Origin of the sequence: Paenibacillus wenxiniae, assembly GCF_039822605.1 — a bacterium.
GTDB classification, from domain to species: domain Bacteria; phylum Bacillota; class Bacilli; order Paenibacillales; family Paenibacillaceae; genus Saccharibacillus; species Saccharibacillus wenxiniae.
This window is the reverse complement of record NZ_JBCGUH010000001.1, coordinates 516,124-533,817: the sequence shown is the minus strand read 5'-3', so window position 1 is coordinate 533,817 and position 17,694 is coordinate 516,124. Positions and strand designations below refer to the sequence as shown.

Annotated in this window: 17 protein-coding genes; 12 read left to right on the top strand and 5 right to left on the bottom strand. The window is 43.9% G+C overall.

The window, feature by feature from the left end; all coding sequences use genetic code 11:
* Window positions 1–192 precede the first annotated feature (192 nt).
* On the bottom strand, window positions 193–1,077 hold the full coding sequence (locus tag AAHF22_RS02290; protein WP_347323344.1) for a LysR family transcriptional regulator: 885 nt from the start codon (window positions 1,075–1,077) through the stop codon (window positions 193–195).
* Window positions 1,078–1,387: 310 nt separating this feature from the next.
* Here AAHF22_RS02290 and AAHF22_RS02285 point away from each other — a divergent pair, with 310 nt between their 5' ends.
* Complete coding sequence (locus tag AAHF22_RS02285; RefSeq protein ID WP_347323343.1) at window positions 1,388–2,134, top strand: tautomerase family protein; 747 nt, start codon at window positions 1,388–1,390, stop codon at window positions 2,132–2,134.
* A 142-nt stretch (window positions 2,135–2,276) separates the two neighbouring features.
* Here AAHF22_RS02285 and AAHF22_RS02280 read toward each other — a convergent pair whose 3' ends face one another.
* The 3 genes from AAHF22_RS02280 to AAHF22_RS02270 all read right to left on the bottom strand — a co-directional run bounded on the left by AAHF22_RS02280 (window position 2,277) and on the right by AAHF22_RS02270 (window position 5,319).
* Entirely contained in the window at window positions 2,277–2,528 is a 252-nt protein-coding gene (locus tag AAHF22_RS02280) for a hypothetical protein (protein ID WP_347323342.1), read from the bottom strand.
* Window positions 2,529–2,858: 330 nt separating this feature from the next.
* Window positions 2,859–3,863, bottom strand: a complete 1,005-nt coding sequence (locus AAHF22_RS02275; protein ID WP_347323341.1) for a hypothetical protein — start codon at window positions 3,861–3,863, stop codon at window positions 2,859–2,861.
* Window positions 3,864–4,308: 445 nt separating this feature from the next.
* Window positions 4,309–5,319 (bottom strand): hypothetical protein, encoded by a 1,011-nt coding sequence (locus AAHF22_RS02270; RefSeq protein WP_347323340.1) that lies wholly within the window; start codon window positions 5,317–5,319, stop codon window positions 4,309–4,311.
* An 838-nt stretch (window positions 5,320–6,157) separates the two neighbouring features.
* Between AAHF22_RS02270 and AAHF22_RS02265 the strand changes: the two genes are divergently transcribed.
* From AAHF22_RS02265 to AAHF22_RS02235, 7 genes are all read left to right on the top strand, one after another.
* Window positions 6,158–6,922: a DeoR/GlpR family DNA-binding transcription regulator gene (locus tag AAHF22_RS02265; protein ID WP_347323339.1), complete on the top strand. Its 765-nt coding sequence runs from the start codon at window positions 6,158–6,160 to the stop codon at window positions 6,920–6,922.
* Between the two features lie 135 nt (window positions 6,923–7,057).
* Window positions 7,058–8,434, top strand: coding sequence for a PTS fructose transporter subunit IIC (locus tag AAHF22_RS02260; protein ID WP_347323338.1), 1,377 nt, complete (start codon window positions 7,058–7,060; stop codon window positions 8,432–8,434).
* A gap of 289 nt (window positions 8,435–8,723) precedes the next feature.
* Window positions 8,724–9,182, top strand: coding sequence for a PTS sugar transporter subunit IIA (locus tag AAHF22_RS02255; protein ID WP_347323337.1), 459 nt, complete (start codon window positions 8,724–8,726; stop codon window positions 9,180–9,182).
* Between the two features lie 336 nt (window positions 9,183–9,518).
* On the top strand, window positions 9,519–10,445 hold the full coding sequence (locus AAHF22_RS02250; RefSeq protein WP_347323336.1) for a prenyltransferase: 927 nt from the start codon (window positions 9,519–9,521) through the stop codon (window positions 10,443–10,445).
* A 300-nt stretch (window positions 10,446–10,745) separates the two neighbouring features.
* Window positions 10,746–10,931: a hypothetical protein gene (locus tag AAHF22_RS02245; RefSeq protein ID WP_347323335.1), complete on the top strand. Its 186-nt coding sequence runs from the start codon at window positions 10,746–10,748 to the stop codon at window positions 10,929–10,931.
* Window positions 10,918–11,256, top strand: coding sequence for a hypothetical protein (locus tag AAHF22_RS02240; RefSeq protein ID WP_347323334.1), 339 nt, complete (start codon window positions 10,918–10,920; stop codon window positions 11,254–11,256). Before AAHF22_RS02245 ends, AAHF22_RS02240 begins: the two co-directional genes overlap by 14 nt.
* Before the next feature lie 593 nt (window positions 11,257–11,849).
* The gene (locus AAHF22_RS02235) at window positions 11,850–12,938 is read left to right on the top strand and encodes a GntR family transcriptional regulator (RefSeq protein WP_347323333.1); all 1,089 of its coding nucleotides are present in this window, start codon (window positions 11,850–11,852) and stop codon (window positions 12,936–12,938) included.
* 562 nt (window positions 12,939–13,500) lie between these two features.
* Here AAHF22_RS02235 and AAHF22_RS02230 read toward each other — a convergent pair.
* A complete protein-coding gene (locus tag AAHF22_RS02230) occupies window positions 13,501–14,127 on the bottom strand; it encodes an XRE family transcriptional regulator (protein ID WP_347323331.1) in 627 nt (208 codons plus the stop codon).
* Window positions 14,128–14,887: 760 nt separating this feature from the next.
* On the opposite strand from AAHF22_RS02230, the gene AAHF22_RS02225 reads away from it, so the two are divergent.
* The 4 genes from AAHF22_RS02225 (at window position 14,888) to AAHF22_RS02210 (ending at window position 17,416) form a co-directional block, all read left to right on the top strand.
* Complete coding sequence (locus AAHF22_RS02225; RefSeq protein WP_347323330.1) at window positions 14,888–15,532, top strand: 50S ribosomal protein L25; 645 nt, start codon at window positions 14,888–14,890, stop codon at window positions 15,530–15,532.
* A 414-nt stretch (window positions 15,533–15,946) separates the two neighbouring features.
* Window positions 15,947–16,234: a Dabb family protein gene (locus tag AAHF22_RS02220; protein ID WP_188778755.1), complete on the top strand. Its 288-nt coding sequence runs from the start codon at window positions 15,947–15,949 to the stop codon at window positions 16,232–16,234.
* Window positions 16,235–16,433: 199 nt separating this feature from the next.
* Entirely contained in the window at window positions 16,434–16,910 is a 477-nt protein-coding gene (locus AAHF22_RS02215; protein WP_347323329.1) for a YfbM family protein, read from the top strand.
* 83 nt (window positions 16,911–16,993) lie between these two features.
* The gene (locus tag AAHF22_RS02210; RefSeq protein ID WP_347323327.1) at window positions 16,994–17,416 is read left to right on the top strand and encodes a DUF86 domain-containing protein; all 423 of its coding nucleotides are present in this window, start codon (window positions 16,994–16,996) and stop codon (window positions 17,414–17,416) included.
* The last annotated feature ends 278 nt before the right edge of the window (window positions 17,417–17,694 follow it).

Sequence of the window (17,694 nt, the reverse complement as noted above, 5' to 3'; positions counted from 1 at the left end):
AGGATACGAACAGAAGATAAAGAAGGCAAGCGAACGACAGAATGATATCACACGCTTATTGATCCTATGTATATGGTGACTGTAAGCAATGGATTCAGGGTGTTCACAGTACGATAAACAACATTGAATCTACCAGCAACGGATCACTGAATCTACTGCTTACTGCTCCAGCGACACCGATCGGCTCTCTTCCTATTCCCCCAGCCTTTCTCCAGCTTCCTTACGTACGATATCCATCAATAAACGGCGTGATAATGGCAAATAGCTCTGTTCACGCGATACAAGCATACCGATGCGCAGTAACGGCTCTGCTAGTGGGAATGCTAGCTGTACCATCTGCTCATTCAATGGGGTGGAGTTCAGTACGACACCGATGCTGCCTGTGGCGGTAGCAAGTAGCGGTACAGCAGACAGCTGACTAATCGTATGCGTAAAAGGTTGCAACTTGAACCTGGCGAGTTCTTTTTCCAATTGCAAATGATACAGACAGCTTCGACCACCTACGGTGAGTGAATACTGCTGTACATCATCCGGTGTAAGACTGTCCTTCTGTGCTAACGGGTGCTGCTCATGCACGATAAACACGATTCGTTCTTCATATAGCGGCTCAAAATGTAACAAATCGATAACAGGCGGCTCACCGCATATCGCCAGCTCGATTCGTCCATCGCGCAACAATTGTGCTAAAGCATCGGTATTGCCGATCGTCAGCTCGCATTGAATCCCTGGTTTATGCTGGGAAAAGCGCTGCATGACCACGGGCAGTAATGTAGTGCACGTGCTCTCAATCATGCCGATTCGTAACACCCCGCGTTCTTCCTGCTGTAACTGCTGTGCCTGATCGCGCACATATTGCCAGTGAGCAATCAGATGGTCAACCTCAGCTGCATAAATTTTACCTGCTGCGGTCAACTCCGCATCCCATCCGCGCTTGAATAGCTGGATGCCCAGCTCTTTTTCCAACCGTTGAATCTGATTCGTCACGGTGGATTGTGCATAATGTAACTTATCCGCTGCGCGTGAGAACGTACCTTCCTGAATGACCGTCCGAAAGGTTGTCAATTCTTTTAAATCCATACTATGATCTCCATTCGATAAATTGAATTCATTATTCATTATTTTCAATTATACGAATGAAGTAGAGCGCTGTACACTTATTTATAGAGATAGAGATAGAGATAGAGATAGAGATAAAGCTAAAGCTAAAGCTAAAGCTAAAGCTACTGAAGTACATTTACAACGCAGATAGGAGACAACCGATATGCCTTTTATAAGAACAGGTTATCAGCAGCAAGTGTATACAGGCGAGCAATTAAAGCAGATCAGCGATGGATTAATGCAGGCATTACAGGAACATTTTCAAGTGCCGGATTAAGATTATTTTCAGGTGTTTCATGCGCATGCGCCAGAACAGTTTATGTATGATGATCAATATCTCGATGTGAAGCGTAGCGATCAATTGTTATACATTCAGATCACGCTCGGTTCAGGGCGCAGTGTAGAGCAAAAGCAGGCGTTTTATAAGCGGGCTGCGGAGCTATTGGAGCAGCAGGCGGGTGTACGTCAGCAGGATGTGTTTATCGTGCTGGTAGAGACAGGGCTGGACAATTGGAGTTTTGGTAATGGACAGGCGCAGATGATTCAGCGAGAACATAGTTGTACGGATGCAGTATACGATCGTATAGATCAGGCTCAGACTGCTATAATGCACACGAATGATGCACATGCTCAGGTAGAATTTTTAAGGACTGCAACGTCGCAGGCGAACGACGAGCATTGTTCTGTTGCATCTACACCGCCCACGCATTCGCACAAACAGGCAGATGCGCCGCCAGCATCTGATGTTCAGCAGGTATACGGTGAATTAGCGCCTGATTTTGCACGCTATAGCGAAGACGTATTGTTTGGCGATCTATGGCAGAATCCGGAGTTAAGTCCGCGTGAACGCAGTTTACTCACCATCGCCGCACTCGTTACAGGTCGTCATACCGGTCAATTGCCATATCATATTAACCTGGCTAGGCAAAATGGATTGAACGATACTGAGCTTGCGGCTGCGATGACGCATCTGGCCTTTTATGGGGGCTGGCCAGCCGCTGCCGCTGGATTGCTCGTACTGAAAGAGCAAATCTAATGGAGTCTGTAGTTTCATTATGCTATAGCAACAAAAGTTGAACTCGACCGTTCATCTGTCATACAGAACGTAAGATTCAACGACAAGGCGAGTCAGAATAGGCAAGTTCATACCGATTTAGTTACAAATAGATGCCGCTAAACTATGCTATGCAGAACATGAGCTGAGCATTCGGCGGACGATAAGATAGATTGAACATGAGCTGAGCGTCCGGCAGACGATCGGATATGCAGAACATGAGCTGAGCATTCGGCGGACGATAAGATAGATTGAACATGAGCTGAGCATCCGGCAGACGACCAGATATGCAGAACATGAGCTGAGCATCCGGCGGACGATAAGATAGATTGAACATGAGCTGAGCATCCGGCGGACAATCGGATATGCAGAACATGATTTGACCATCTGTTGTACTGGCGGATCAACCTCCATACCAGACTGAATGTATCGCTATACAAATGGATAAATGGAATACGTATACCAAAAGCCGCCTTACTTAAAGGCGGCTTTTCAAGCGTGTGAACTACTCACAGTACAGTGGAGGCAGGACAGCCATATTCCAGTTATGTCTAACATATAACAACAGCTCTCTACATCCACACCTGTAAACGATTATTGACATCATTTTAATTAAACTGAGCCAATACAAGCCTTTATCCATTTACTTGCCCGACCTGATTTCAATCGGAGCGAACAGATGAACATCGGATCAACATCTTTCATATTAAAACGGTTTGCCTTGCCCAAGTCGCTGGTTCAGAAATTGTTTTACTTGGTCGGGTTGCTTGCCATTCGTTTGCTTGAGCAGCTGGAATAAAGCGGATAAATCGGTAAGGATAACGCTCTTTTTAATCTGATCCGCAGTATAGCCAGCCAGCACTTTACGATAATCCGCCTCAAACTCCGAATTCATTTTCATCGTATTAGCATCAAATACAGGCGTATTCAAAGCGCCATAAAAAATGTTCAACTGACTATTTTTGTACTGTCTCACCATCTCTGCCCGGCGATTGGATGTAGCATACGTGTTCACAAATGACTCGATCATCAGTCCGCGTTTCAGCAGTTCTGTCGGTGTAATCATTATCCCATTGTCATCCATCGTTGGCGCTTTGGCTTCGGTCGCCATAATATTCATATAATCACGAATATCCGGTGTAACATAAGGTAGCAGTGGGCTGAACGCTGGATAATCAATATCGGGATAATAAGAGCCTTCCACCGTTTGTAGTCGGTATCCCATGTCACTGAGTTGTTGTAACGCTTGACGAGCGGTTTTGCCTGTGACAGCTGCCGCCGCTTGTTTCATCGTCATGCCTGGCTTGTATACGTTCTCCAGGGCAAGTTGCACAGTTGATGAATAGATGAGATCATCGGCAAATGAACGATGCTTGTTGTAAGCATTCTCTAGTTGCAATACAGCGATCGTAGCGCGATAGCGATCAAATTGCGAAATGGATTTCAACAGTGTAGCTCGCGCCTGTGCCAGTGTGGTGGGCTTTTGTAGCTGCTGAACGAACAGGTTGTACGCTTTTTGCGCGGCAGCCGAGTTAGACGTGGCTGGAGTCGTACCCGCGCTGGTTGCATCTGTATGGTGCAACAAGGAGGATGGTAATACGGCTCCTGTAGTAAATAGCGCGGCGGCCAGCAACGCTGTTGCGAGTGGGCGAACCGTGCGTCCTGATTGCGCAAGCGATGTAGTTTGTCTAATTTGTTGTTTAAATTTCATACAGATAGATCTCCTTTGTACGATAATGGAAAAATAGCATAATGTAATTATGTAAGTTGGTAAGTTAGTTTGAATACTTCTTTATTATAGCTTGTGTGACGAAACAGCAAAAGTATTCATTTCAAGGCAAAGTTTATAGATAAATATTTGTGAATGGAGCAGGACGATTTTTATTTATCACTTAAGATGATGTGAAAATAGGATTGAAGACAACGAACTTTAATAACGATAGTACGAAAAAGATTACGGTAGGATGAAAAAGTTATGGAGCAACACAAGATCATATCAACCTGATGATACGAATCAATACTAAGCTAAAAAATAGAGAGCGCAGGGGACACATATCGCTAATGTGTAAACCTCTGCGCTCCAACTAGATCACGCCCTTATACAATATACGAGCGCACAAGTGCTGGATGTATTGCCATATAGGTTGACGTATCCACTATGATAAATCACTGACACGTTGCTTTAGAAATTGCTCGACTGCGTCTGTCCCTTTGCCACCATTTTGATCGACGAGCTTGAGCAGATCAGACAGATCGGTTAACAGTCGGCTATTTTTAATCTGCTGAGCACTGTAACTGTTAAGCGACTTGCGATAGCCCGCTTCAAACAGCGGATCGATCTCCTGCGTCTGCGGATCGAATAATGGCGTGTTGTCGGAACCGTAAAAAATGTAAAACTTCATCAGTCGATAATTATCTTCCACCGCTGTGCGCCGATTGGATACAGGATAACGATTCAAAAATGCTTCCGTTGCCAGTCCGCGCTTTAGCAGCTCCGTCGGTGAGATGACGATTCCAGCATCATACGACGTTGGCGCTTTGACTTCAGCCGCCATAATGTTGATGTAGTCTATAATGTCGCCATGAATATAATTGTAAAATGTGCTGAATGCCGGATAATCAATGATCGGATAAAATACACCCTCACTCGTTTCCAGTCCATAGCCCATAGCGCCGAGTTGCTGTAATGCCTCGCGGTCGGCTTTGTTCGTCAGCGTAGCTGCCGCTTGATTGATCGTCATATTCGCTTTGTAATTACGTAGTAGCGCATCTTGAATCGATTCTTTGTAAATTAAATTTGATGCATAATCCATATGCTTCATATAAGCATTTTCTAATTGCAATACGGCAATAGTGGCACGATATGAATCGAATTGTTTAATACGATTAACGAGCGTCGCGCGTGCCAGCCCGAGTGTACTCGGCTTTTGTAAACGTTGTAAAAATAAATTGTACGAGCGCTGTGCGGTATTTGCGCTAACTGCTTGTTTGGCGCTTGTAGTTGTGCTACTCGCTGCATAGGCACCCTGTAGTAGCGAAGATGGCAAAGCAACACCCGTACCGAGCATTACTGCTGCTAGCACGGCTGCCGTAAGTGGACGAGCTACCTTTTTTCGTGCGTACCGGGAATGGATGGCTAGCTGCGTATCTTTTCCCTTTCTGTTCATCATATAACCCCCTTGAATATTTAGTTACAGCGCAGCAACATACAGTAGTCTGGCTGTACGATACATCGCTGTGCATCGAGACGCTGCTTCGTCATTGTTTCTATTCATTGCTGAAAGCAGCTATCTTATAAACGTTTTAACTAGAGCTAAAGTTGTAACGCTTACAATTTATGACATCGATGTATACTTAACTTATACACATCAATCAATACATCAAGCAAGTGTTATTCATTCTTTTTTTGTTTATATTCGTAAAATTGAATAAAGCTAGCATAGGGAATTGCCAGGTTAACGATCAGATGAGCATCATCGAGCAGTAAAAAAACGCTAATATTTGCATATATGCGCATTTATGATTGTTTTGTCGTGATCATATGTGCATAGATAATGGAATCATCAAACCAATCTTTAGCCAGTAACATGCAAGCAATAAGGATAACAATTCCATCTTTGCAAATGTTATTAAAACATAACAGCAGATTTAGCTCGTCTGTTTTCAGATAATATGTATAAAATGCTCCTAATGAAGTCATGGCAAGGGATAAGCGAGCACAAAGCACTTCAAAAATATCGATAAAAAAATAAATTTTTTAACAAAAAAACTGTAAAAATAACATCATCTGTAGACGATATACTATACATAAGCCGCTGAACTACCCACCTGTTTTCAAGTCAAAAATAAAGTTATTGACAAGTCATGAAAGCGTTATTATAATCATAATCAATCAAGGATGATCACAAACGATCATAAATAATCATGAAGCGATAATACATGATCAGCCTCGATCACAGGTTGGATAATGATATAGCAAATTGACAGACAGGTGGTGATGTCCCGATGCTTTTCGAGCAAGAACGAAAGCATAAGATGGTGGAGTATTTGCAGCAAAACCAACGGGCATCGGTTCAGGAGCTAGGTGAAATGTTTCAGGTTTCGGAATCAACAGTCAGGCGTGATCTGAAAGAACTTGAAGATGGCCGGCTGTTGAAGAGGACGCATGGTGGAGCAATCTCGTTACAGAGTGTTGACTTTGAACCGAATATGGTAGATAAGGAAGACTCCTATCGCGAGGAAAAGGAACGTATCGCACGCCGTGCAGCAGAAATGGTGAATCAAGGAGATACGATTTTACTCGATTCAGGAACAACGACACTTCCGCTGGCAAGAGAGCTTCGCAGTCGATCTGGCATTCGGGTCATTACCAATTCGGTTATTGTGCTGGGCGAACTGAAGGATTGTCGCAACATCGAGTTATCGATCATTGGCGGATTGCTCAGGCCGGATACACAGGCATTTGTTGGGCCGATGGCAGAACGCACACTCGATATGATCCGAGTGGACAAAGCATTTATGGCAACAAACGGCTTACATCTTAAGGAAGGCATCACAACGCCGAATCTGACCGAAGCCGCAATCAAACGTAAAATGATCGATATTTCCAAGCAGGTGATTCTACTGACCGATCATAGCAAAATTGGCGGTATTGCTTATGCCAAATTCGCAGATCTGTCGGATATCGATTATTGCATTACCGATGGGGGAACATCCGTATCTATGATAGGGCAGTTCCGTAAGCAGGGACTGGACATGATTATCGCTTGATGGATTCGGCAAACAACCTTTTTACAAGTTTGTAAGCGTTTTACCAAATTTCGGATGGCACCGATGGGAACGCAGTCGTGCAGGACATATTGATGAACGACCGATTTGAGAGATGAAGATGAAGGGGATATTACAATGAAAAAACTATTAGCTGTTACCGCTTGTCCGACGGGTATCGCTCACACGTACATGGCGGCAGAGTCACTCGCCAAAGCTGCGAAAGAGAAAGATGTAGAAATCAAGGTTGAAACCCGTGGCGCAGTCGGTGTCGAAAATGGACTGACACCACAGGAAATCGCCGAGGCGCATGCGATCATCATTGCAGCAGATACCGATGTGGATGAAGCACGCTTCGCAGGTAAGCCTGTTGTACGCGTACCGGTAGCACAGGGGATTAAAATTCCAGGTGAGCTGATCACACGCGCATTGAATATGCAGCCGTCCAGCTCTACCGCAGCAGCACCGGCACCAGCGGATAGCGGTGTGAAGCAACAAAATATGTTTTATAAGCATCTGATGAACGGTGTATCCAACATGCTGCCGCTCGTTATTGCCGGTGGTCTGATTATCGCCTTCTCCTTCTTGTTTGCGTTTACAAAAGGTGGCGTAGATCAAGTAGAAGGTTCACTCGGAGCTGCATTGTCCACTATTGGTGGCGCTTCAATGGGCTTGATGGTTATCGTTCTGTCAGGCTTTATCTCCTTCTCGATCGCCGGTAAGCCGGGTCTCGCTCCGGGTCTCGTTGGTGGTGTACTTGCCAAAGATATGGGCGCAGGCTTCATCGGTGGGATTATCGCCGGCTTTATCGCAGGTTATGTTGCACACTGGCTGATCAAACACATCAAAATGCCGCGTAACTTTGAAGGTCTGAAACCGATTCTGATCGTTCCTGTATTGTCTGTTCTAATTATCGGTCTGTTAATGGTATATGTAATCGGTGAACCGATTCAATGGCTGCTCGCTCAATTGACGACATGGCTGACTAATATGGGCGCAGGAAATGCGATTTTGCTTGGTGCCATTCTCGGCGCGATGATGGCGTTCGATATGGGTGGTCCGTTTAATAAAACAGCGTATACGTTTGCAGTAGGTCTGCTGGGCGCATCAATTTTCACACCAATGGCTGCTGTTATGGCAGCAGGTATGACACCTCCACTCGGTATCTGGCTGGCAACATTGATCGCGAAAAAACGCTTTACGAAAGAAGAACGCGAAGCAGGTAAAGTAGCATCGATCCTCGGTCTGTCCTTTATTACCGAAGGTGCGATTCCATTCGGTGCAGCCGATCCGATTCGGATTATTCCTTCCTTTATGGTAGGTTCGGCTGTAGCTGGTGCATTGTCAATGATGTTCGGTTGTGGACTACATGCACCTCACGGTGGTGTGTTCGTACTGTTCATTCCAAATGCAATTGATCACCTCGGTTACTATGTACTGTCGATCGCAATCGGTACGGTTGTAACAGCATTGATGGTACTGTTGCTGAAACGCAAAACGCCGGTAGCTTCGTAATTCAAAGCTTGTACTGGTATACCATCGTTGCCTCATACAGTCTGAAATAAACAATCTGTACTAAACAACCTGTATTAAACAATCTAACATCTGATTATTTATTGCATGACTTGTTAGGACAAACGATAAACTTTAATTCCTAAACGCAGTTCAATATTTGACTGAAAAAGTACCCTCAACTTTAATCCCAAACCTTAATCTATACCCTACCCATGCAGCGACCGGACCCCCAATCCGGTCGTTGCCGTGTAGAACTATACACCCTATAGAAGCTAAAGGAGCCTATCCCATGAATATTCGTGAATTGCTACAACCTGAAAGTATTTTTCTACCATCGACTGTATCGACGCGAGAAGAAGCGATTCAACAGCTTGCTGAAGGTATGACCGCAGCAGGCGCGGTAGTAGATACCGCCGATTATGTACGTGCTGTGATGGCGCGTGAGCAGCAAAGCTCGACAGGTATTGGTTTTGGTGTAGCGATACCGCATGGTAAATCAGCTGGTGTGACGCGTGCCGTGCTTGGTTTTGCTCGTTTTGGGCAGCCGCTTGATTGGGATTCGCTTGACGGAGAACCTGCACAGATGGCCTTTATGATCGGTGTGCCGGAAGCGAATGCAGGCAATGAGCATTTGCAAATTCTAGTCGCTTTATCCCGCAAGCTGATCCATGACGAATTCCGTGCCGAGCTGTTGCAAGCGAGCAGTAAGGAAGAGATTTTGGATATTTTGAGTCGGAATATTGGCTAGAGTTGAGCGATAGACGATAGTTAATAAGCGATAGACGATAGCTAATAAATGGTGAGTCGTGTAAGTGGTAATAACAAATCATAAATAATCATTCGTGAATAATAGATAGAGAGCCATAATTAAAAAATCAGCTCGTTAGTATGATCAGACTGGAGTTCGCCATCCAATGGGCGTGCTCCAGTCTTTTTTAATTCAAACGATTTATAATGGATGACTTCCTTTTCAGCGTGTCTATATGGTTGCCAGCGTTTCCCATTCGTATTCAACGTTTAATGATGGTGTATATGCACATCTGTCCCATACAGATGAATATACGGAACGGAAAGCGGGGATAGGATGAACACATGGCAGGAATTTCGCCAGGCTTCACGAATGCATTTTGTACCTTTAATGGCGATCTGTGTCATACAGGGAACGCTGGCAGCGTGGATATGGAATGGGCAATTTAGCTTGTGGATTGCGCTTGTTACGATGATTGGTTCGTGCGCGGCACATATTTTTTCGATGATGATTAATGATCTGTGGGATTATCGCAGTGGTGCAGATCAGGCAGCCTATGAATCAGAGGAAGCGATCTCAACCGATTCAGGTTATTTGACATCCGGGAAGTGGAATGAGCGGACGTTTGAGATTGTCACCTGGGCGATGCTCGGTATAGCGATTGCCTGTGCGATCGTGCTGTACATCGTAAGCGGCTGGGGGGTGTTGCTGCTCGGCGGATTGGGCTGTTTTCTGGCGTTATTTTATGTCGTACCACCGATTCGTTATGGTTATGCCGGTAAAGGCACAAGCGAATTGGCCCATGTGCTATCATTTGGTATTTTTCCGGTCATGGGTTCATATTATGTGCAAACCGGTCATTTTGATGGAAGACTGTTGTTATTATCGCTACCGATGGGGTTACTGACGACATTAACCTTTTTTAACCACCACTTTTTACATTGGAAAACCGATCGTCAGGTAGGCAAGCGTACACTGGTCGTGATGTGGGGAGAACGTAAATCGTTTCGCTTCTCGGTATTTCTACTCGTACTGGCACTATTAAGTATCGCATTATGTGCAATTGCGCGTGTCATTCCCGTCTACGCTGTCATTGTATTGCTGGCCGCGTTGCCACTATGCCGCATGTACACAAGCATGAAGCAGTCACGTCGCAACTTGCAAACCCATCAGCAACTGCTCTGGCTTTCGCTACGCACTTCGCTTCAATCTGGCGTTTTGATTATTGCTGCTCAGCTTGTTAGCTACTGGATCGGGACGTAAAAAGTGAGAGGGAAGTAGCGGTTCGTTGACGGTTAGAGAAGCAACAGCGCATAAGATCGATACGTTATTGCGATGAACGTAAAATAGTTGTTTCTGATCTACTTATTACTTGTTTATCATTGTACAGGTCGCAGATATATCGTCTGCGGCTTTTTGTTTATACATATTAACGGGAATATTGATTTGAAATCGCTTGTTAAAATATTTAAAACCCTTGCTATGCAAGGCAATAACATGTTGATAGTATACGAATGGTGATATGATGATCATTATAAAGTGAAGGAAAGGAGCCATTTTATTATGAAGCGATTTACATCAAAACAGGCAGAACGTGCGCTTAAAGGTTCAAAAGCTGCTTTAGCTGTTGAAGGAATACATTTGACAGAGCAAGAGGAGCATCTAATTAAAAAGCAATTGACGGGCAAACTATCTGAGGCTGAATTTAAAAAAATAGCACTGGAGATGGCCGCAGGTGTCAAAGTATAATCATCAGCAATCATCATATTGCTATTTTGGAACCGATACACTAAAAAATAAGCATGATATTCGCGATCCTGAAGCTTTAGAAAAGTTTGAACGCATCTTAAGTACATGGCGCATCTCTCAGTTAAGAGAAATGCCTATTGTAGGAGATTTTGATTTAAAACATCTTCAACATATTCATGAGTATATGTTTCAAGATATTTATTCATTTGCAGGTGAGCTACGAACGGAAAGTATCGCGAAAGAGCAGTTTATTTTTGCATTACCTCATATTTTTGCATTACCTCAATATATACAATCACAGGCAAATGAATTGTTCTCACAGTGAAAAGTAGAAAAATATGTAGCAAAACTTTCATCTGAAAGTTTGTAGAACGTGCTACGCATTATCCGGCAGAGATCAGATCCATGTAATACATCCATTTCGAGAAGGAAATGGGCGAACACAATGTGAGTTTATGCGATCATTAGCTGCTGCCAACGAATATGACTTAGAATAGGAGCGAACGAATCCGCAGCAATTGCTTAGCGCTTCTATGCGGTCTATTTACGATGTCGATGAGCTTATTCAGCATATACATACCTGTTTAGCAATAAGAATGCTTCATCTACTGTAGCCAGACACTATAAAATGAATACTTAGCAATTTGTAAAGTAACTCTCTTTTAACGCCAGGGAGTTATTTTGGTGTCACTGCAAACTGAACGACATCTGTTACAGATGATTCGTAATCCATCATACGTACAGTGAATTGACGAATGGTATGGACAATATGTAAGCGGTTTATTAAAATGTATGTACAACAAGTTCGATAATCATAGCATCCGACTACGCCGGTATGATGCGATATGATACAATAACATGTATGCATAATGACCGAAAATAGGATTGCTGTTGTAATCCACCAAGCCAGGAGGGACCATGACCGCTAAATATAGACAAGTACGGGACGAAATTCTTTCCTGGATTCATTCTTCCCGTTTACAACCAGGCAGTCGTCTGCCGTCAGAGCATGAGATTGCGGAGCAGTTTGAAGTGAGTCGCCAGACCGTGCGTCAGGCATTAGGCGAATTAATGCGAGATGGCTGGCTTAATCGTATCCAGGGCAAAGGTACGTTTGTCACCGAGCCTGTCGTTCGGACAACCAGCCACGATAAAACGGTAGGTGTGATCACGACCTACATATCCGATTATATTTTCCCGCAAATTGTACAGGGAATCGAAGCGCGGTTGCGTGAGGCAGGCTACCGTCTGTTGCTTGCGAGTACGGATAATGATCCGGTAAAAGAACGGGAGTGTCTGGAAATGATGCTCCGTCAATCTCCCGCAGCATTGATCGTTGAACCAACGCGGAGCGGCGAGCGGAGCCGTAATCTTAATTATTTTCTAACGATTGAGAATCGACAAATTCCGTATTTAATGATCAATGCCAGCTATGAAGAAATGGACTCGCCGTGTTTGCGCATGGATGATGAGCGCGGAGGATTTCTGGCGACCGAGCATTTGATTGAGCTGGGTCATCGCCGGATTGCTGGATTTTTCAAAACCGACGATATGCAGGGTGTGCGGCGGATGAGAGGCTTTGTAGCTGCTCATCGCAAGTATGGTATTCAGCTCCAGCCATCGTTAATTTTCACCTATACAACGGAGGATAAACATTCTGCTCCACTGCAACAAGCGCGTCGTCTTATTGATACCGCTCGTTCTGAACGTGCCACAGGCTGGGTGCTATACAATGATGAGCTTGCGGTCACTCTGCTGCAAGCGGTGCGTGAAGCCGGTCTGCGTGTGCCAGAAGATCTGTCTATGGTTGGATTTGACGATTCATTTCTCGCTACAGCGACTGAAGTGAAGCTGACCACATTAAGCCACCCGAAGCATGCACTTGGTACAGCGGCAGCGGAGATCGTATTGCAGATGCTTGAAGGGCGAGGCAAGGTAGAGGAAAAAATTCATGCGCCGGAGCTAATTCGTCGCGATTCTACAGCGCCACCCGCTGCGGAAGAATGACTGTAAGGCGATACAATAGCCAGTGTCATGACGCTGGACGTTTTCAATGTTGTCTGGCTTTGTGGAGAGGTCTACATTTTGAAAGAGATATATTTTCAAAAGAAGTATTTTAGAAGAGTCTATTTTGTATTAAAGATGTGGATATCCAGTGATCTGCTATCCACATATGTCGGACAATTTATATGGATGAACTGTAATCATATAGTCAGCCGTTGGATGAACTGTAATTACGTAGCCAGCCTATCAGATGGTTGAATTATAGATCATGCTTCCTCGCGAACGATCTATAGTTCAGCTATAACGATATAAAAGCCGGGCAGCATGAGTAGAGTAAGCTCATGATACCCGGCTTTTTGTATGGCGAAAGTTTACAAAGCAATACAAAATTTTAACTAACCTATTATATGTCCAGACAAGTAAGAACTCCGCTACGTACCGGGATTCCGAAACGGCGGAGCTCTACATGGTATATAATTATGCTGTAAGCGTATCCGCTCACGATTCAATCGACTTAAATGTGACAAATAGATCACAGTTTATAACGTCATAAATAGCGAGTGGCTTATTTCTTCATTTCTGCATATTGTTCAAGCTCTTCTTCTGGCTGTTCGCCAAGTACACAATCGGCGAAAAGAACCGATTTGGGAATACGGAAAAATTGTTCTGTTTTTTCCTGAAAAGCAGGTGAAGGCAATGTTGCTTGATGAAGCCATTTGCGGAATGTACCCGGATGCACGCCAATCCAGTGGCTGACATCGGTTACAGATAGATCATGAACCATACAAAGGCCAGTTAAGATGTGGTTACGTACTGGAGAACGTGTGATGGTACGCTTCATAAAGCGGGATGGTGCTTGTTGGCAGATGACAGGACTGTTGTTAATCACCTGTGGGTTGAATAGGATGTGATGCGGATAGCCAAGCTCCCGACATACTTTTTCCAGGTTCGCTTTGCCCGGCAATCTTCCTTCATACACCCAGGCGCTTACGCTGCGTGAAGAAACTGATAACCTTTCCGCGAGTTCGGACAGCTTGATATCCTTGACCATCAGTACAGCGAGCAAAACGCGATTGCGAATTTGACAGCGTGTTGGTCTACGGAAACGTTTGACGCGGACACCTTTACCAAGGTATTTACGGTTAATCAGAGACCACGCCTCTATAAAATGTCGTTCTGGTTGATTAGGCATATTTCCTCCGATAAAAGTAATTATTCATTTTATAGCAGTCGGTTTAATGACCCTTTCAACATCCTACAACACAAGTTCGCTCGTTTCAAGCGAACTTTTGCCAAAATAACACATGAAAATGGGGTAATTTTCAAAAAAATCAACTTCGCCATACAAATTGACAAAAACTATAGTGAAAATGTATTCAACTACAGCACCGTTACCAAAATATGAAAATGTTGTAATGTAATATTGGAAATCATTTGATTGTGAAAAATGATTATGATAGTCAGCAAGTCGATGTCAAAAGAAACGAAACACAGTTATTTGGAGGATAGAATATTTTTTTATTTGATTGTAGTTATATATAACAACATTTGAATAATAAATAGGTTACATTACTGTATACAACACGTCCATACAAAAAGACATGCCAGTAATCGAACACAGATCAGTATACGTTTACCTATAAATATCAAATAACTATCAAACAAAATGATTCGGAACCAATAGGGCAATTCGTAGTCTAAATAAGGCTCATCGTGGAACCGGTTTTTTATCCTTTTCAAGCTATATGAATGAGTACAAAGTGTAGCCAGAATCGGGCTGAAGAATGGAAACGATAATGAATAAATTGAAGAAAATTCCGTATTTCTGATACATTTGCGTTCTGACCGGGTATATATGAACAACGGTCAGTGGTAATGGTTGCTGACTCAATTGCATACTATGCACTCTGCATACAGCAAAATTGCTCATCATTCTAGGGAGGTCAATTTGTATGACTACTATGAAAATGAAAGCTGAAAAACGTGAAGCAACTAAATATTCCGCGGTACGCGAGCTGCGCAATAGCGGCCGTACACCGGGTGTTGTATATGGACCCGATCTCGGAAGTATTCCAGTACATGTAGATAGCAAGCAATTACAAGTGCAAGCTCGCCGTGGTGGTGCAGATATCTTCTCACTGACGCTTGATAACGGCAAAGATGTACAGGTACTGCTCAAAGATGTGCAGCGTCGCGAAGGGCGCATTATGCACGTCGACTTCTTGCAAGTATCTTCCAAAAAACCAATTACAGTTAGCGTACCACTCGACTTCCACGGCGAAGCACCGGGAACGAAAGTGGGCGGCATTTTGCAAACTCAAACGAACGAACTGGACGTGTCCGGTCTTGCTAAAGACCTGCCATCTACACTCGTCGTAGACGTATCCAAGCTGGAAATCGGTGATACGATCACAGCAGCAGATGTTGAATTGCCAGACGGCGTAGAACTAATCTCGCATGGCGAAGACATTCTCGTTTCCGTCGCTGTACCTCGTGTAGCTGACGAAGATCTGGAAACGCCTACTGCGTCCGATGAAGAAGCAGCAGGTGAAGAAGCTAAAGATGAAGCTTCGGACGAAGAGAAAACTGAGGAGTAATCCCCAGCTTCGATCCATGATGTATGAATTTCAAGTTAGCATGAGCTAATATAAATATCGAATCGCTGTTTCGCATTGAATGCGATACAGTGTGCATGGAGCCGGGGCGCAGTTTGCGCTCCGGTTTTTGTGTTGTTTTTATCGGTTAACCTATATACTTTAGCGTATCTGTATCTGTATCTGTATCTGTATCTGTATCTGTATCTGTATCTGTATCTGTATCTGTATCTGTATCTGTATCTGTATTTTATTTTGTATAAAAGATCATAGGCATTACAACGCAGACGCAGTAGCCGTTCTAATCAGTGGCAGGGGCAAAATGATGCTAAATATGATACGATAGAAAAGCAATGTGCGGCTTAAACTAGTCGCTCATCTATTATTGATTACATACAAAAAGGAGTTGCTATGACGATGATCAAGCATATTGTCCTGTTTAAATTTAAAAATCCTTCTGAGGAAATTATCAACAATGTGATCACAGGTTTGCGTGCGCTGGAAGGCAAAGTGGAAACGCTGCGCTCTATTCAAGTAGGTGTGGACGTAATTCGCAGCGAGCGTTCTTATGATGTAGCGCTAGTTAGTGATTTTGACTCACTGGATGATTTGCAGGCGTACCAGGTTCATCCGGATCATGTGCAAATTGCAGAATATATCGCTACCGTCAAAGAATCTACGATTGCCGTCGATTACGAATACTGATTTTTTACGATTGATTATGGTGGGATATGTCATGGGGATTGTGTTCAGAATGCCTATCTTACGTAGTTGAACAATAATTACAAAGAAGGGCAACGTTTGCGAGTAGACGGGAAGGTATCGGATCGTTTCACGGAGTAGAGCTGGATTTTCTGCTACAGTACAAATGATTGTCCAACAAAATAAAGTGAGGGATTAGCGAATGGGCATGATCGGAGGTTATCTGGCGGTCGACCGTACTTTAATAGAACAATTGGCGCACGGAAAGCGGAAATTGGACGATATTGATATGGAAGATTTTGCTGATTTGGATATCGATAAATCGTGGCAAGCTATTCATTTTATGCTTTGTGGTGAATTGGATAATGGTACGCCGCCAAAAGGATATGTTGTACCGATGGTAAGCGAGCAATTTTTGGAGTTCGGAGAATACGGCGCTTTTTATTTGTTTCCTGAACAGGTTAAAGAGGCGTCTCTTTTTCTTGAATCGTTAACAGAAGAACAACTGAAACAGCTCTATGATTTCGACGTGCTTGCTAAAGAAGAAATTTATCCGATCTATGATGGTGATGATGGCGATGGTTTTTTTGAATATATCGCGGAATATGTACAGCAAATACGTATTTTTTACGCAACGATGGTGCGCAAAGAGCAGGGCGTCATTTTTTATATTGCGTGATGGAGCGAACAGGCAACAGGAGCTAGAATCGTGGAGTTGTTCGCACAACGGTCAAATGATGATCACAAAAGGAGTGTCAAACGGTGTATTACGTAAATCGTGAGCAAATTGAACGCCGTATTGCGGCACTTGATGATGTATATGGAGCGCTGGAACAGGTAGCTTCCCATTGGGACGGCAGTTTGTTCAGTGGGTTGGTGCAGGAGCGTGCACTTCATCTCGCTATTGAATGTGTAACGGATATTGGTAGTTATTTAATCGATGGCTTTATTATGCGTGACGCGAGTAGTTATGACGATATTATCGAGATTATTCGCGGCGAGCAGGTGATGGATGAGGAGACAGCGGTTCGTTTGCTGGAACTGGTCAAGCTGCGTCGTCCACTGGTACAGGATTATTATGATTGGCCACGTCATGAATTGCATCCGCTTACTTCGATCATGCCTGAGGTGTTGCGCCGATTTGCACGGCAGGTGCGCGAGTATTTGGATCGTGAGCTTCGGTAGTAGCTTCGGTAGTGGATAGTCATGCTAGCGGATCGGATCGATACGCTGACTGATGTCAGTAAACGGATACATAATCGTGTACACGCGCAAGTAGCCGTGTCTGCAATCGAGTAATGTATCAGTCTATGTAGAAATTAGTCTATGTAGGAATGAGTGTTTAACAAATGAATCGTTTTGAATTTACATCCCCTGCCGGATAAGCTACAATAACGGTATTATTAAAGGGATGTGGTGACCCTTTTCGCTAACTATAGCGGACAGGGTCATTTTATTTTTAT

Coding starts and splice junctions, on each gene's coding strand:
- AAHF22_RS02275 (WP_347323341.1), bottom strand. CDS start 3,863: ATGAAATTTAAACAACAAATTAGACAAACTACATCGCTTGCGCAATCA.
- AAHF22_RS02245 (WP_347323335.1), top strand. CDS start 10,746: ATGAAGCGATTTACATCAAAACAGGCAGAACGTGCGCTTAAAGGTTCA.
- AAHF22_RS02260 (WP_347323338.1), top strand. CDS start 7,058: ATGAAAAAACTATTAGCTGTTACCGCTTGTCCGACGGGTATCGCTCAC.
- AAHF22_RS02230 (WP_347323331.1), bottom strand. CDS start 14,127: ATGCCTAATCAACCAGAACGACATTTTATAGAGGCGTGGTCTCTGATT.
- AAHF22_RS02290 (WP_347323344.1), bottom strand. CDS start 1,077: ATGGATTTAAAAGAATTGACAACCTTTCGGACGGTCATTCAGGAAGGT.
- AAHF22_RS02235 (WP_347323333.1), top strand. CDS start 11,850: ATGACCGCTAAATATAGACAAGTACGGGACGAAATTCTTTCCTGGATT.
- AAHF22_RS02215 (WP_347323329.1), top strand. CDS start 16,434: ATGGGCATGATCGGAGGTTATCTGGCGGTCGACCGTACTTTAATAGAA.
- AAHF22_RS02220 (WP_188778755.1), top strand. CDS start 15,947: ATGATCAAGCATATTGTCCTGTTTAAATTTAAAAATCCTTCTGAGGAA.
- AAHF22_RS02280 (WP_347323342.1), bottom strand. CDS start 2,528: ATGTTCTGCATATCCGATTGTCCGCCGGATGCTCAGCTCATGTTCAAT.
- AAHF22_RS02255 (WP_347323337.1), top strand. CDS start 8,724: ATGAATATTCGTGAATTGCTACAACCTGAAAGTATTTTTCTACCATCG.
- AAHF22_RS02250 (WP_347323336.1), top strand. CDS start 9,519: ATGAACACATGGCAGGAATTTCGCCAGGCTTCACGAATGCATTTTGTA.
- AAHF22_RS02225 (WP_347323330.1), top strand. CDS start 14,888: ATGACTACTATGAAAATGAAAGCTGAAAAACGTGAAGCAACTAAATAT.
- AAHF22_RS02270 (WP_347323340.1), bottom strand. CDS start 5,319: ATGAACAGAAAGGGAAAAGATACGCAGCTAGCCATCCATTCCCGGTAC.
- AAHF22_RS02265 (WP_347323339.1), top strand. CDS start 6,158: ATGCTTTTCGAGCAAGAACGAAAGCATAAGATGGTGGAGTATTTGCAG.